Origin of the sequence: Butyrivibrio sp. AE3004 (assembly GCF_000703165.1) — a bacterium.
Taxonomy (GTDB): domain Bacteria; phylum Bacillota; class Clostridia; order Lachnospirales; family Lachnospiraceae; genus Butyrivibrio.
Genome location: NZ_JNLQ01000002.1, coordinates 1,862,139 through 1,877,567 on the forward strand (window position 1 = coordinate 1,862,139; position 15,429 = coordinate 1,877,567).

Genomic DNA, 15,429 nt, shown 5'->3' on the forward strand with positions numbered 1-15,429 from the left:
CTATTATATGCATTTCCAAAGCAGTTGTCAATGTAATTTTATTATTTTCTTACTTGCAAAGTTCATTTGTGTCTCTGGCGATTGCAAGTTCTTCATTTGTAGGAACAACAAGTACCTTAACCGTAGAGTCTTCAGTTGAAACAACCTTCTCTTTTCCGTGAACTTCATTTGCTTCCTTATCAAGCTTTATTCCAAGGAAGCCAAGTCTCTCACAGATAATATTTCTTACAAGGGGTCCGTTTTCACCTACACCGGCTGTAAAGCATACACAGTCAACTCCGTCCATTGCCGCAGCATATGCACCAATGTATTTGGAAACACGATAGCAGAAAGTATTAATAGCTCTGATACAGCCTTCATCACCTGCATTATAGCCATCCTCAAGATCACGGAAATCTGAAGAAACATCTCCGGAAAGTCCATACACACCTGATTTCTTATTAAGTATATTCTCTGCTTCGGAAGCGTCACAATTTTCCTTCTTCATAATAAATTCAACAACTGAAGGATCGATATCTCCGCTTCTTGTTCCCATTATAAGACCTTCAAGAGGTGTAAGACCCATTGATGTATCTACGCATTTACCGTTCTTTACTGCAGAAACAGATGCTCCGTTTCCAAGATGACATACGATTGTTTTAAGCTCTGAATAATCCTTTCCAAGCATTTCGGCAGCTCTCTTACTTACATAAGAGTGGCTTGTTCCATGAAAACCGTATCTGCGGATCTTATACTTTTCATATAAAGAATAAGGTATTCCGTAAAGGTATGCTTCCTGCGGCATAGTCTGATGAAATGCGGTATCAAACACAGCAACCATAGGCACATTAGGCATTACCTTCTGACATGCTCTTATGCCGATCAGGTTTGCGGGATTGTGAAGAGGAGCAAGATCCGAAACCTCTTCTATTGCCTTAATTACTTCTTCATCAATTACAACAGACTTTGTAAACTTCTCTCCGCCATGTACGATTCTGTGTCCGACTGCACCGATTTCCTCTAAAGAACCGATAACTCCGGAATCTGCATCTGTAAGTGCTTCGATAACAAGTTCAATTGCGCGATTGTGATCGGGTATTGCAGTATCCTTTGTAATCTTATCGCCATCACCGGGAGTAAAACTTATTCTACCGTCAATGCCTATTCTCTCACAAAGTCCCTTTCCAATTACCTTTTCCGTCTCTGAATCAATAAGCTGAAACTTAAGAGACGAGCTTCCGCAATTGATAACCAGTATTTTCATTATTAAACCTCCATGATAATATATTTTTTATGAAGACTGTAGGAATCGTAGCTGAATTTAATCCCTTCCACTATGGACACGAATATCTGATCCGGACTCTGAAAGAACAGACCGGGTCCGATTATGCTGTCGTCATAATGAGCGGTGATTACACCCAGCGCGGCGCTCCTGCAATTTTCGATAAATATGCAAGAACTAAAATGGCGCTCCTTTGCGGAGCAGACCTCGTATTAGAGTTGCCTGTATATTATAGCACATCCAGCGCAGAATTTTTCGCCGGTGGTGCCATTTCAATCCTAAATAATTCAGGCTGTATTGATTTCCTTGGCTTTGGCTCCGAATCCGGAAATGTTAAAGCTTTGGAAAACATCGCTTCTGTTCTTCTGGACGAACCGGAGGAATATTCTTTTCTTTTAAAAGAAAATTTAAAATCCGGAAAAAATTATGCAGCAGCAAGGTCTTGTGCCCTATCCTCATATTTAGGAAGCGATATATCGGTCATTTCAAACGCTAACGATATATTGGGTACAGAATATATAAAAGCACTCAAATTACAAAAAAGCAGTATTGTTCCCTTTTGTATAAAAAGAAAAGGTTCATCCTATGATGATGTCAGCCTTTCGGATACCCCCGATATTTATTCTTCCGCAAAAGCAATCAGATTTCTTATTGAGTCTGAAGGCTTTAGCTTCAATGACCCTAATGCTTTAACTTCTTATATACCTAAGTCCGCAGTGGATGTTTTAAAAGAAACTATCCAAAACTCCGGTCATTTTGCAATGCATATTGATGATTTTTCTGATTTTATGCACTTTAAGCTTTTGTCCGAAAAGAATAACGGTTTTGATAAATACCTTGATGTATCTTCTGATCTGTCAGATAAAATCACATCTCATATAGCCGGTTTTTCATGCATTACCGATTTTACGGCAGCACTTAAGTCAAAGGATATTACCTATACAAGGATCAGCCGTGCCCTCCTGCACATTCTTCTCGGAATGACAAAGGAGAGCTTTTCAAACTATGTCAAAGACAAAGAACGTCCCTGTTCATACATAAGAATTCTCGGCCTAAACAAAAATGCATCTCCTCTTCTCAAAAAACTACAGGAATGCTCAAGCATCCCTGTAATTTCAAAGCTGTCAGACGCATATAAAGCACTTCCCGAAAGGGAGTATATGCTTTTAAAAGAAACGGTTGCTGCTTCAAATATATATGATCTTGTAAGCGGTAAATCTAAAATAAATGAGTTTGCAAAGGCTGTCATCACAGTAAATCGTTGAGTGATATTACCCGGCTGTAACCTGGTCGGGGAATATCTCGGATGGCATTGGCTTTGCAAAGTAGAAGCCCTGTATCATCTCACATCTCAGTTTTCTTATATAATCATACTGCTCCTGAGTTTCAACTCCCTCCACAACTATCTTAAGTCCCAGTCTCTTTGCCATATCAACAACAGATTCAAGAACAATCATTCCCTTTTCACTGTTCTCAATATTTCTAAGGAAATACATATCAATCTTCACAACATCCACAGGCATGTCTTTAAACATATTGAGGTTGGAATATCCGCTTCCAAAATCATCCATCATAATAACAAAGCCATGTTCACGAAGCTTTGACAGCATCTTGATAATATTCTCCATATTATCATTAAAGGCACTTTCAGTTAATTCGATTTTTATCAGCTTATGATCAAGCTGATATTTATCCACTATTGCCACAATTTCTTCGACTATTCCGTGATGATCAACATCAACTCTTGAAAAATTAACCGACACGGGCACTACTGCCATCCCCTGATTCATCCATTCACGAAGCATTCTGCACACTTCTTCAAGAACGTAAAGATCAAGTTCCGTGATAAATCCGTTTTTCTCCAATATAGGTATGAAATCAGAGGGATTGATCATCTGATTCTTAGAATCGATCCATCTGACGAGTGCTTCTGCACTTATTCTCTCCCTTGTCATGGTATCGCACACCGGCTGCAGATATACCTTGAATTCTCTGTCAAGTATTGCACCTCTGACTCTCTGCTCGACCGATTTTCTGTGCTCGTCTTCTTTGCGTATATCCGAATCGTAAAAAGCAACATTCGTCTTGAAATTACCCGATACCCATTTTAATGCATACCCCGCATGATCGAGCATTTTGTCTATATCGGTATCACCCTTTTCAAGTCTGTACACTCCGGCATAAAACGAAACTGCATAATCAAGTCCGGTAAGAGGGTTCCTTATGGATTCCGACAAATCAGAAGATGCCAAAGTACTGATTGAAAGCTCTTCATCTGTAAGAACCGCAAATGTATCTCCCCCTATTCTACCGCATACAGCTCTATGTTCTGCGTTATCAACACACCTTTGAATGCCATCCGCAAGTATAGTCAATACCCTGTCACCATTCTCCATTCCGGTGCGTTCATTAAGCTCCTGCATATGATACACCTGGATTTTTATCATGGAATAGCCATCCATATTCTGCTTATTCATAAGTTCATCGCAGGAACGAACAAAACCTGTTCTGTTATTGAGACCTGTAAGTTCATCTACCGTAACATCAACAAAGCAGAATACAACGATGGTCATGGCAACCGCCAGTGCTATAACCAGTCCAGTTATGGATTCTTCGGGTAAAAAGGCCTGATAAACAAGAGAAAAAATCGTGATAAAAAATACTGTGATAAGAAGTCTTTTTCTGACATGCCCAAGATATCTCGAATGCCTTACGGCACAAATACCAACAAGGCACGCACAAAGAAGATAATAAGCAAAGGTGATCCAAATAGCAGTACCATGTGTATATTCCATGGTATTCCTATCGAGGAAAAAGAAAAAATGAAAAATTACATTTCCGAATGTTGCAAGAAATATCATGGCTATAAGACTGACATTCATAAAAATCATGTCAGCTCTTTCGCCACAAAGTTCATAAAAATACCTTGTTGCACTATAAGGAATCAGGTATAAAACGCAAAAATACCCTACAAGTAAAAAATATGTAACGTAATATGTTCCGGGCTTTGCCATCTTTAGCAGAATTATTGTCGTAGAATCAAGTATATTATATGCAATGGAGCAGCAAATAAGAAGCTTCAGACTAAATCCAAAGTTCTTCATAAGCTTGGGACGAATCCAGGCACATATTAAGCTTGTCAATATTACCATTATTCCGGCAACATCAAACTGATATGAAAACTGCATATTATTCCTCATCAAAAAAAGGATTTTGCTTACTCTCAAATAAAAAGGAGAAAAGCTGACGCACACAAAAAGCGCATCATCTCTCCTCCCAAATATAATTCTAATATATTATTTTACATGCTTTATTTCAAGATGTTTTTGCCCCATTTAGCTTATTTTATAGAAATTGAAATATATTTACCAAACTTTAATAAATAACTATCAAAAATACGTTTATAATTAAATTAGCTTTATTCATATGAAGTTCAAAATATTCTATTTTTCATTCTGTAAGGAGAGACATGGGGCTTATAACTCTTAATCCAAATCAGATTCTTCATAAAGCCGGTGATAAGGTAGAAACTCTTGAAATTATCGTAAAAGGATCTGTTTCTATCAGCATAGACGGAAAGTTTGTACCGGTAGGTATAGGTACTCTTTTGGGATGCGCCGAAAAGCCCGGGGAAAATTACGCTTATACTTACACAGCAAATGAGGAAACCTCCGTCTATTCATACTCATTCACTTCAGTCGATGATATATATAAAATTGTAAATTCCAATCCAAAAATATCTCCTATACTTGCATCTGCTACCGTAAAAAACGTAGTCCTGGGATTAGATAAGTATTACGAAGATTATGATGATATTTTAGCTGATTTTAAGCGTTTGGATACTGAAAAAGACGAATATCCCATGCTGGCAGTATCAGTCGGTGCAGAGGTTGAGGATTTTCCCGAGCTTGAAGACATTGAGCCCCCGGTAAAACCTTATGCCCTTTCGGAGTGGCAGGAAAAATTCTATCGTTCCATGTATGCCAATGAGGAAATAATGAAAAAAGGCTGCTATATACGCTCATGCGATATTGCAAACGGTATCATTATGCACGGCATTGAAGCACTTGCTTTTATTGGTGCCTGCAGACAGCAACTTTCGGAATGCAAAAAAGAGTATACCGGCACGATTTCAAAATTCCGTTCAACTATCGGACTTTTAAAAGCGAAATCCGACGAAATGAAACGAAATGGTTCTGAAGGTGCCATTACCGAGATAGATATACACAATGCACTCAACACTATTATTCAATATGCTGATGCCGATGAAACAGCTTCGGAAAACTTTCGCAGCATAATAACTCAATTCAAAAATACGCCTACCAGGTATGACACTTCAGACGAAAGCAGAGCGCTCAGGAGAAGCGTTGCCAAAGATTTTTATACAATCTACACCTCTGCCTTTTTAAGGAGCATTTCCGACACTCAGGTTCCGTCAGAGGTTATGATGTTCTTAATGTTCGGTTTTGTGGACGAAGAGCTTGCGGGGCTCGAAAACACAAGGCAGCTTTATGCCCTTATGAAAACATATAAACCCGATCCAAACGGCTATGTTATTACTATCTATGAATGGCTGATAAAAATTTACCAAATGGAGCTTGAGCCTTCGAGAAATGAGTTTGATGAAGATTACTTTACCGCTCTCCGCACACTGAAAACCAATGGTGATATCACCGAAGAAGAAATGGAGCAGATGAAAAACAGCCCAATTGACAGGCTGACCTTTGAAATCAGAAATCTTTTGGTATTGGGCAACAGAATGACATTCGGAAGACCTTCCATGTTTGTTCCGGTATTTGACTCGGAAAATGTCGTAAGACCTCTTGATACAGCTTATGTTACTGCACAGAAAATCAATGATTTTTATACTTATATACGTTCAATCGACTACACAATTTTTTGCAGGCAGTCGGTATTCTCAAATCCTGAAATCGGTATAACTCAGGCATTTATTGATGTTGACATCACACCATACATGATTCTTATGCCAAATATGGGAAGCCGTGCTTCTTTATGGCAGGAAATAGAAGGAAAAAAAAGAAACACCCCCGCCAGATTTATTATCTCAATTTTTAACACAGAAACTCTGGAAGATGTTATGATACGTCTATGCGGCGAATTCCGATGGGAAATGTGCAAGACCGTACAGGGTGTTCACTGGAATGATGTAACGGATCCTTCACTTACCTCAATGTATTGCGATTATCTTCAGTTCTATAAAAAGAACCACACACTCTCCTCCGAAATGAAGGAAAAACTCAGGACTGATCTTAAAAGATACAGCAATAATTATAAAAATGTTTTTGTTGGCGACTATACCAATTATATTAAATTTGAAGCTGGCGCTTCTCCCCGCCTTAATAAGGTTGCAAGAGAAATACTGTTTACATTTTGCGCCTTTTCAAAAGAATATCGCGATAAGCTTGCTGATAATCCCCAATACGGGGAGCTTATAAAGAAGCATACAGCGCACAAAAACAGCCTGCTGCGACCTATTTCAAACACCATCCGCAAGGTTCAGAATGAAGGTTTTGAGGTTCCTCAGGAATTAAAAGATCAATATGCTTTTCTTCAAAAATGATTATTATGAAAGGATCTGATTTTATATGCAATTGCACTGTGATGACTGTACTTACTATGAGTACGATGAAGATGATGAAGCCTACTACTGTGGCGTTGATATGGATGAAGACGACTACGCAAGACTTATGGGTTCTTCAAAATCCGAATGTCCATACTACCGAAACAACAATGAATACGAAGTTGTTAAACATCAGATGTAAAAGACGGTCCGGAAATCCGGACCGTCTTTTTTTATTTATTACTTTTTTAAATATCTGAAGTACAGCAAGGGCACTTTGTAGCTTCGATGTTGATCTCACTCTTACAGCGAGGGCAAATCTTTGTTGTAGGTGCCTCTTCTTCCTGTTCCTTTTTAATCTTATCGCTCATCTTATTAAGTGTTTTAACAATGCAAAAAATCACAAGTGCCATTAACAGAAAATTAATTACTGCAGTAATGAAAACACCGTAATTAAGTGTTGCTGCACCGGCCTCCTGAGCAGCTGCCAGCGTGCTGTAACTTGATCCGTCAAGGGAAATAAACCAGTTGGAAAAATCAATGCCACCTGTAAGTGCACTGATAACAGGCATGATAACATCATTTACCAATGAATTGATAATCCCCTGAAAAGCTCCACCGATAATAACACCGACTGCCAGGTCCATTACGTTTCCGCGCATAATAAACTCACGAAACTCGTTTGCAAAACCCTTACTTTTTTCAATAGCCTTACCCTTATCAACTACCATATCTCTCCTCCAATCCTCTCATATCCATTTAAGGAAACTATTTTTCAAACCACTTGAAATTATATCACATTTTGGGTATTATTAAATAGTTCTTTGCAGGACTAGTACATCGGTAGTATGTCAGCTTCCCAAGCTGAAGAGGCGGGTTCGACTCCCGTGTTCTGCTTCATTTTATTAAAGCCGCAAAGCTATATGCTTTGCGGCTTTTTCATTGCTATTTTCCTGTTATTTTCCATTGATAAAGTCTTTTAGAGCACTATAAATCTTTTCCTGATTTTCCTCACTTATGAATTCATTTATGTCAAATTCCTTGCCTGTTCTGTCTTCATAAATCTGATCAATGGTCTTACCCTGATCTTTAGGATCAAGGTCCACATCCTTGGCATGGCTCTTAAAAGCGTTGTCATCTGAAAGCGCAACATATGCAATATTATGCTGTAACCATTCAAAAGCCAAGTCCGTTGCGTTGCGATAACTCTCCATATCACTTCCGTGAATAGGATGAACATCTATAAGCGCCTGACATATAATTGCCATATCCGACATATTATTAATTCTGTAGGAATCCATGATCTTCCAGTTATCTGTCGTGTAGATAGCACTATATTCAACGTTATCGTAAGTAAACTTATAATTCTTACCTTTTCCGTCCACATCATGAAGACCTATATCAGCCGTCGACTTCAGAATTCCCATATCCTCTATGGTTTCTTTAGCATCATCTATCATATCACTGTACTCACTAAGATCTATTTCCGATGTCCCATTATCTTTTCCCGAAGACTTATTAAGCTCTGAACGGATTATCTCACTGCCTTTGGAAATAAACTCATTTACCTGTTTGTTTATTTCTTCCGTATCTACATTTTCAAGTTGCTTACTTATATTGTTCTTTATTTCTTCCGTATCTACGTTTTCAAGCTGCTCGTTTATATTGTCCTTTATTTCTTCCGTATCTACGTTCTCAAGCTGCTTGTTTATATTGTCCTTTATTTCTTCCGTATCTACGTTTTCAAGCTGCTCACTTATATTGTTCTTTATTTCTTCCGTATCCACATTCTCAAGATTTTCACTTATAGTATTTTTTATCTCTTCCGCATTTACATTTCCAAGTGCTTCATTCACAGTACTATCAATCTCTCCACAGCCCGATATAAACGCCGCTGTAATAACCAGTAATAATGCTTTTTTTATATTCATTTTCTTTATCATAAAAAATTACCATCCTTTATAAAAAAGTGATATGTATATTGTTTTATAAAATATAGCACATAAGATAATATATTCAAAATAAAAAAAGTCTTAAAAAGAAACGTCAAAGCACATCCTTTTTAAGACTTTTTATTCTTCCAATCACTTTTTGGTTTTTAGAGCAAAATCTATAATTGTTTTTATGCAATTATCTATAACTTTTCCACCTGCAACATTCTCAAGAACGTCATCTTCAAGCTCTGTCTGGCTGCTTGTGGTACTTTGTTCCATATCTGATACGTTTATATTTTTTGTTTCCCGGCTTTCTTCTGCATTAGTCATTTTTCCACCTCCACATATATAAAGGCATATTTTATTGTTAAGTCTATTATATTACAGAAAGTCCAACAAATGTCCAACATATTAAAAGTTTATACTTTCAAGAAGCTCTTTTCTGTCCCAGTAAGAAAGATTATCCATACTTTTAAATGAATTGACCATTTTTATCTCTTCCGGTTCAGTGCCTGCCTCTTCCTTCATCTTATCGTATTTCCTATCCAAGCTGCTGTAATAGATGTCAGCAGATTCAGGATCTATATTTCTAGGAACGTTTCTGTCATCCTCAGCATAAGAAAACAAGCCATATAACTCTGTCTGTGATGCATTTTGGGGATTTACATCGTTTACTTTTACAACGAACAATCTTTCATCTTTTCCCTTAACATAGACCTCAATGACAGGATTGACAGGATCATAATTTTCCGGATATCGTGCTTTTAGCTCGTAGCTTTCACCATCAGGTGCTGTTGTTGTTGTTTCATGAAAAAAAGCACTCGCATAATAATTTTGTGGTACCTCTTTTTCCACCGCATTTCCATTATCAGCGAAAGGAAAAATCTCATCATGGATTTTATTCATCCTGTCAAAAACGCTACTGAAATCAGGCAAATAGCTGCCGTCTTTTAATCCGTTAAGTTTCTGTAATAAAGAATCATAAAATTTTATTTCCTTTTCTGCATTTACATTAATAGTGCCTGAAGCTTTGGAATTTATCCTGTCATACTTAGCTGAGGAAATTGCATCAATAGCAGAATCCACTGTTCCGCCCAGAATGTCCTGTACACCTGATATGTTGTTATCAGTCATCTTTGCACTGGTTTTCATCTCAGCATACAGACTGGTCGCCTGAGAACTGTCTCCATCCGTCCCATAGCCAAGTCCGTTGAAGCCGGTTTCTCTTGCAGCATCCATCCACGCGCTTTTGACGTCTTCAGATGCATTAGGTGCTACTCTCTCAAGGGCAGCCACATCTCCATCAATTATCTGAAGCTTGGCTATTGCATTGTTTTTCTTTCTCTGAGCATCCCATTGAACCTGTGTATAGTCAGACTTTGATGTTTTATCCGCGGTGCTTGCAGCATTGTTCATACAGCTCTTAAAGCTCTGATTTGTCTGTTCCGTATCTTGATTTTTTATTTTTCCCTTTATTCCTGCTGCCTTTACATCGGATGTCTTATCCGTTCCCTTTGACACACTGTAGCTATATGTATGAATATCTTCCTTTCTCTTTAACTCTGTCAGATTCAGCATTTAACAGTTTCCTCCTTTCCGCAAATTTCCGTTATATACAAAAATTCCGAATATCAGAAGATCTCATTCCTTTGATATTCGGCATATCCGTTGCTATCTTATATATCGGCAAATAACATTAATTCATTAGTGTGCTTTGGAATTTTCACAAGAAAGAATTTTATTCGCATTCATAGCGAGGGGCATTCTATCTTAATAAAAATAACGAGTTATTTATTAAACATAAAAACACCACCGGTCACCCCGATGGCGTTTTAGAATAGTTTACTCATTTGGCGTTGTTCTGGGAACGAACCAGCAGGCAGCAGCCGCAATCACAAACAGGATTGAAGCAAATACATGTAACATAGAAAAAATCCCCCTCACCTCAACCTAAGAAAACTAACAACTTTTTCTGTTTACAGTGTATCAAATAATTTATTCTTTGTTTATTGGCATTTTATAAGATTTTATGATTTTTATTTTACACATTTTTACCAATCCTTTTTCCGGAAAGAAGTGCTGTCAAAAATACAGAAAAGCTTGCAAGCATTGCTATAAAAGTTATAGTAATACGATTATCATCACCTGTTCTTGGAAGATCATTCGTCTCAGCAGTTGTCTCAGCAGGTGTTACTGTCGAAACTGCTTCAGTCGCATTATTATTTGTTGATGCAACATTATTAGCCGTCGCCGTTGCAGGTGTTGCGGGTGTTGTAGATGTCGCAGGCGTTGCAGGTGTCTGAGCACCGCTTCCGCCCTCTGCCGTGTTATTGCCGGAATTATCGGTATTTCCTGAATCAAGTTCCTCTCCAATAAGTCCTGCATCATAATTATCGTTTATATCAACAGTAACGGCTAAAGCCTCCATTGAAGAAGCCGGTGTCAGCATAAGCATGCAACACATAGGTATTACCAGTAAATACTTTGTTTTTCCCATTTTCATGTCTGTTTTCCTCCTGTCATCCTACCCTTTTAGCAACAATCAAGAGTCTTCCGTTTTTCATTGTATAATCACAGGTTGATAACGTTAAAAGCTGATCCCCATAAGCTGCTGTAGCTGCAATTTTATGCATTGATCTGGCCTTTAAATTAGCTACATAGCTGTCAAAGGTTTCCTTATCATTTATTCTGATGTATTCGGAATAATTAAAGCCGTTTTTTTCACCATTTGCAGTAGTATCTACCACAGCGATTACTTCATAAAAGCGCTGTTCACTTGGTGTATCAAGTTCTATCGCCTGATGTTTTCTTAAGTAATCATCTTCTTTATAATATTTGAGCGTCCCAAAAATCGCCCCTGATTTCATATTGTGACCATGTATCAGCAGATGATTATCAGAAAGATCAAAGCTGCATCTCTTATCCAGGACCAAAAGCCCGTTTCTGTCCTCATTTCCAAAGAAATCATGTTGAAGGTAAAAATCATTATCACCCTCTTTGTACATGATCGGATAATCGATGTCAGATCCGTTTATTCTGAGCCATCCGCAAAGGTCTTTGTTCTTTTTGTAAAGATATTCGATTTTAAGGGAAACCAGATTTGTATTTTGAACTTCATCTGAGTCATTTTTCTCTTCCATGGCAGCCTTGGAATTACTTACCGAAACAGCAGCCATTGCTTGGACTTTTCTCATATTGGAAGAGCTTCTGTGCTCCTGATAAATCTCTACGGCAAAAATTCCTGTCACCACCAGAAAGGTAATACAGGATAACGTAAGGATTGTATTTCTTATAGTCTTTTTTATTTTCCCCCTACGCCTTCGCATAAGCAAAATTCCCCATACCGATTTATTTAAACTTTCATATTCTATTTCGGCATAAACTGCCAAAAAATTTATAGATATACCAAAATTATAATGAAGGAATGAACGATCAGTATATTAACCGAGCAAATCCATTCCAACATCATACACATTACCGTTCACAGCATCATACAACCATCTTGCCATAGTCACGTCATCCTGCATAAACCTGGTAAAATAAGGCTCACGTACTGCCGTATGAACTGTTCCGCCTTTTGTAACAATAGGCAAAACCCAGTTATTTATATACATCCCAAAGTCATGATTCAAAAGCTTAAGATCCGATACCATTTCTTTCAGTTGTCTGCAATACGCATCCTGAACATCAGAATCGGTTTTGTACTCTTTGTTGGTGATGTCATTGTAATATGCGCTCAGAACATAATCTCTGATTGAACTTGAGTAAAGATATCTTAAGCTGTTTCCATATTTTGCAAAAAGATTTCTGTACCAGCTAAGAGTTATATTATCCGAATTAACAGCATCACAGATTGGTTTTGGAGCTTTCCATACTTCTTTGGCAGTATATTTCCATTTATTATACAAAAGCAGTGCACTGTCAGAGAGAAGTGTTATATCTTTTACTCCGGGATACCACATAGTAAGTATCTCGTCCGTAAGTGCCGGTACTGCAAAGGCTCCCGCACTATTTCCTGCGATCAGAAGTTTTTTAGGATTTGCAAACAGATTCTTGGAAACTCCCATAGCTTCAAGGAAATTAATATAGCCATGAAAATGGAGAACATGCTGTTCCCCGTCTTCACCCTCATAAGGAAAGTCGTTATTGCCAATGTGAAAATCCCCTGTAGCATAGGCAATATCAATTATACTCCAGTCCCTGAAAGGGTTGTCATTGTCGCGCAGATTCATAATTCCCATATCTATATTCATTATCTGCGTAAAAGGTCTGAGATTATTCCAATAGTAATTTGGCAGGTCTGCTGCTACTTTCCCTCCTGTTATCGGTCTTGCGGCAGTATATTCATCGTATGCAATTCCTCCGCCCGAAAAAAAGATACACAGTTTTTCAGGATCTGCTATTTTCACATATACATGATATTCGGAGCCGTCTCCTGACATTCCCATCGGTATTACAACCCTGTACCATTTTCCTTTTTCCGGATCATCCAGAAGCTCAGGTGCAATAAGGTCGCGATCCACAATTCTCTTTCCGATAGTATTTTCAACAAAATCCCCGAACTGCTGCTCCAGCATCTGCTTTCGCATTCTTCTTTTTTCTCTGTAATCCATATGCTCCCTCAAAGGTTCATACATTAAACATTCTCTGTGTCGCGCTTCTTAATTCTCTGAATCTAAACAAAAATGTTGCAACAAGTGTTATCGCGAATCCGGCCATTACAAAAACGGCTGCATACGGAAGTGTATTTTCATGATTCCATATAAAAAATGCCTGTGAAAAAGCAAATACTGCATCCATAACGATATAAATAATATACTCCTCAAAACGAAGCTTCATGATTTTTGCAAATATAAAGCAAAGCATCGCATGTCCGACAAGAGCAAAAGGAATCATCCAGATAACGCTCCATCCGTAAAAGCCTGTCTTTTTATCGATATAATAAGCCACTATGTTCGATACAATCATTTCAACAGTAAGAACCTTTATCAGATTGTATCTGTATCTCATGATTGCCAGCATATCAAGCCATAAAACAACACTTCCGAGAATAACCATTCCCACCCAGGTAACTCTATCTCCGAAAAGATACTTTATTGCTGCCCCCATAACTATAATAATCGCAAGGAGGAAAGTGCATATCTTGATAAAAGTCACACCATTGATCCTTCTCTCAGGAAGCGTGGGATAAGGCTCATCCTGTTCATCTGAAAAATCATCAATATCATACATTTTTTCATCTATTCCGGTTCGTAAAACATCCTGTCTGTTAAGGATTTTTCCTTCACACAAAGGGCAGCATGTTTTTTCTCCCCTAATAGTAATCTTACATTTCGGGCAATAAAGCATTACTGATTCTCCTTTGTCTTTTTCTCATGATGCTGCACATTAAAGTCATTAGTGCTGATTTCAACACCAATCCCCTCCGCTGTAAGTCTTCTGCACAAATTAAGCATTGTTGGATGGGTAGTAAATGCCGAGCATTCGCCAAACACCATTTTATCCCTAAAACTGCATATAGTTATCTGTTCCTTGGACGCTGTCATAAATGCCGAAAACCGCTCAATAAAGGGAGTAACCTCAGCAGGCATTTTAATAACCCCCATATTTGAAATAGATGTAGTCACACCTTTTTTTGCAGCTGCATCAAACTGTCCAACGACGTAATCCTTTATAAAAAGAGGAACTACCTTAATTGCAATATTATGCTCAAGAGCAGCATACGAATTCATGGTCTCATTTATTCTTGATGGTTCAAGTTGTTCCCTAAAAGCATTGTTTACAACCTTGATAACACTATCAAGAGTATTATCAAAATCCATCGGATCATATTTTATACTGATAACCCCAAAGAAATTCCTGGCTGTATAAGACTGAAAATATTGTCTTAAATTAACCGGAACGCTGACAACTATCGGTTTTTTCTTCTGCGCAGTCGACATAGTATCTATTATCGCAGCTATATAAACAGCTGTACTCAAAACACCGACCGTGGAATTATATTTCTCGGCAAGCTTCTTAAATGCCTTTGCCGATACACAGGCTTCAACAATATGTGATTCATTATTGCTGTCTATCTCACCATTTAGCTGATATGCATTGTTTGATGACAGACTTTTTAATTGTTTAAGCCCTTTTTGATTCTGATAAAAATGCTTAAAGGAATCATTATTTCTCTCCTGCAATGATGCTATTTCCGCAGCAAAGAAATCATTATCAACATGAAAATCATGAGCTATTTCCAAATATCTTGTGACCATACGCCTAAAGAACATAAAGGCTCCGGTCCCGTCAGCAAGAACATGGAACATTTCTATGCTTATTCGTCTTTTGTAATAAAAAACTCTGTATAACAGGCTCTTTTTACCCGGAAGATATAAGGCACTGCATGCAGGAAGATGTTCTTCCTCCACGATGCAGTTCAAATTACTGTCCTCTAGGTAGTACCAAAACAATCCTCTCCTAAGTATACAGTTAAAGAAAGGGTATTCAACGATAGACTCGTCAAGCGCCCTTTGTAAAATAACAGGATCTATTTCCTCCAAAAGTTCGCAGGAAATACGAAATACTCTCGTATTTGCACCGCGAACAGTTGAAGGAATGATCTTTGCTGCATTATCAAGTTTATACCAATTAGAACTTCTTTCCATTAC

Annotated in this window: 14 protein-coding genes and 1 tRNA gene; 4 read left to right on the forward strand and 11 right to left on the reverse strand. The window is 38.0% G+C overall.

All coding sequences use genetic code 11. The features are described 5' to 3' along the window. Positions 1-49: 49 nt before the first annotated feature. The gene (locus BV60_RS0111190) at positions 50-1,243 is read right to left on the reverse strand and encodes an acetate/propionate family kinase (protein WP_029321820.1); all 1,194 of its coding nucleotides are present in this window, start codon (positions 1,241-1,243) and stop codon (positions 50-52) included. A gap of 29 nt (positions 1,244-1,272) precedes the next feature. Between BV60_RS0111190 and BV60_RS0111195 the strand changes: the two genes are divergently transcribed. Continuing rightward, positions 1,273-2,526 carry a nucleotidyltransferase gene (locus BV60_RS0111195; RefSeq protein WP_029321821.1) on the forward strand — a complete coding sequence of 418 codons (1,254 nt, stop codon included), beginning with the start codon at positions 1,273-1,275 and terminating at the stop codon, positions 2,524-2,526. 6 nt (positions 2,527-2,532) lie between these two features. Here BV60_RS0111195 and BV60_RS21985 read toward each other — a convergent pair whose 3' ends face one another. Continuing rightward, entirely contained in the window at positions 2,533-4,449 is a 1,917-nt protein-coding gene (locus BV60_RS21985) for a GGDEF domain-containing protein (protein ID WP_051656675.1), read from the reverse strand. Positions 4,450-4,730: 281 nt separating this feature from the next. Here BV60_RS21985 and BV60_RS21990 point away from each other — a divergent pair, with 281 nt between their 5' ends. Together BV60_RS21990 and BV60_RS23495 are read left to right on the forward strand one after the other, a co-directional pair. Continuing rightward, the gene (locus BV60_RS21990; RefSeq protein ID WP_051656676.1) at positions 4,731-6,842 is read left to right on the forward strand and encodes a Crp/Fnr family transcriptional regulator; all 2,112 of its coding nucleotides are present in this window, start codon (positions 4,731-4,733) and stop codon (positions 6,840-6,842) included. Positions 6,843-6,867: 25 nt separating this feature from the next. Continuing rightward, a complete protein-coding gene (locus tag BV60_RS23495) occupies positions 6,868-7,044 on the forward strand; it encodes a DUF6472 family protein (protein WP_197029552.1) in 177 nt (58 codons plus the stop codon). A gap of 46 nt (positions 7,045-7,090) precedes the next feature. Here BV60_RS23495 and mscL read toward each other — a convergent pair whose 3' ends face one another. Continuing rightward, on the reverse strand, positions 7,091-7,573 hold the full coding sequence (gene mscL / locus BV60_RS0111215; protein ID WP_051656677.1) for a large conductance mechanosensitive channel protein MscL: 483 nt from the start codon (positions 7,571-7,573) through the stop codon (positions 7,091-7,093). 95 nt (positions 7,574-7,668) lie between these two features. Here mscL and BV60_RS0111220 point away from each other — a divergent pair. Next, positions 7,669-7,739 (forward strand) — tRNA-Gly (locus tag BV60_RS0111220). 59 nt (positions 7,740-7,798) lie between these two features. Here the strand turns inward: BV60_RS0111220 and BV60_RS0111225 are convergent. From BV60_RS0111225 to BV60_RS0111265, 8 genes are all read right to left on the reverse strand, one after another. Further along, positions 7,799-8,785 (reverse strand): hypothetical protein, encoded by a 987-nt coding sequence (locus BV60_RS0111225; protein ID WP_029321825.1) that lies wholly within the window; start codon positions 8,783-8,785, stop codon positions 7,799-7,801. Between the two features lie 141 nt (positions 8,786-8,926). After that, positions 8,927-9,106: a hypothetical protein gene (locus BV60_RS0111230; protein WP_029321827.1), complete on the reverse strand. Its 180-nt coding sequence runs from the start codon at positions 9,104-9,106 to the stop codon at positions 8,927-8,929. A gap of 81 nt (positions 9,107-9,187) precedes the next feature. Further along, positions 9,188-10,354 carry a hypothetical protein gene (locus BV60_RS0111235; protein ID WP_029321829.1) on the reverse strand — a complete coding sequence of 389 codons (1,167 nt, stop codon included), beginning with the start codon at positions 10,352-10,354 and terminating at the stop codon, positions 9,188-9,190. Between the two features lie 463 nt (positions 10,355-10,817). Continuing rightward, complete coding sequence (locus tag BV60_RS0111245) at positions 10,818-11,279, reverse strand: hypothetical protein (RefSeq protein WP_029321831.1); 462 nt, start codon at positions 11,277-11,279, stop codon at positions 10,818-10,820. Between the two features lie 16 nt (positions 11,280-11,295). Further along, positions 11,296-12,102: a class B sortase gene (locus BV60_RS0111250; protein WP_051656678.1), complete on the reverse strand. Its 807-nt coding sequence runs from the start codon at positions 12,100-12,102 to the stop codon at positions 11,296-11,298. A 114-nt stretch (positions 12,103-12,216) separates the two neighbouring features. Then, positions 12,217-13,389 carry a pectin acetylesterase-family hydrolase gene (locus BV60_RS0111255; RefSeq protein ID WP_029321835.1) on the reverse strand — a complete coding sequence of 391 codons (1,173 nt, stop codon included), beginning with the start codon at positions 13,387-13,389 and terminating at the stop codon, positions 12,217-12,219. A gap of 16 nt (positions 13,390-13,405) precedes the next feature. Beyond that, entirely contained in the window at positions 13,406-14,125 is a 720-nt protein-coding gene (locus BV60_RS0111260) for a DUF6320 domain-containing protein (RefSeq protein ID WP_029321837.1), read from the reverse strand. Then, the gene (locus BV60_RS0111265) at positions 14,125-15,426 is read right to left on the reverse strand and encodes a hypothetical protein (RefSeq protein WP_029321838.1); all 1,302 of its coding nucleotides are present in this window, start codon (positions 15,424-15,426) and stop codon (positions 14,125-14,127) included. Before BV60_RS0111265 ends, BV60_RS0111260 begins: the two co-directional genes overlap by 1 nt. Positions 15,427-15,429: the final 3 nt, after the last annotated feature.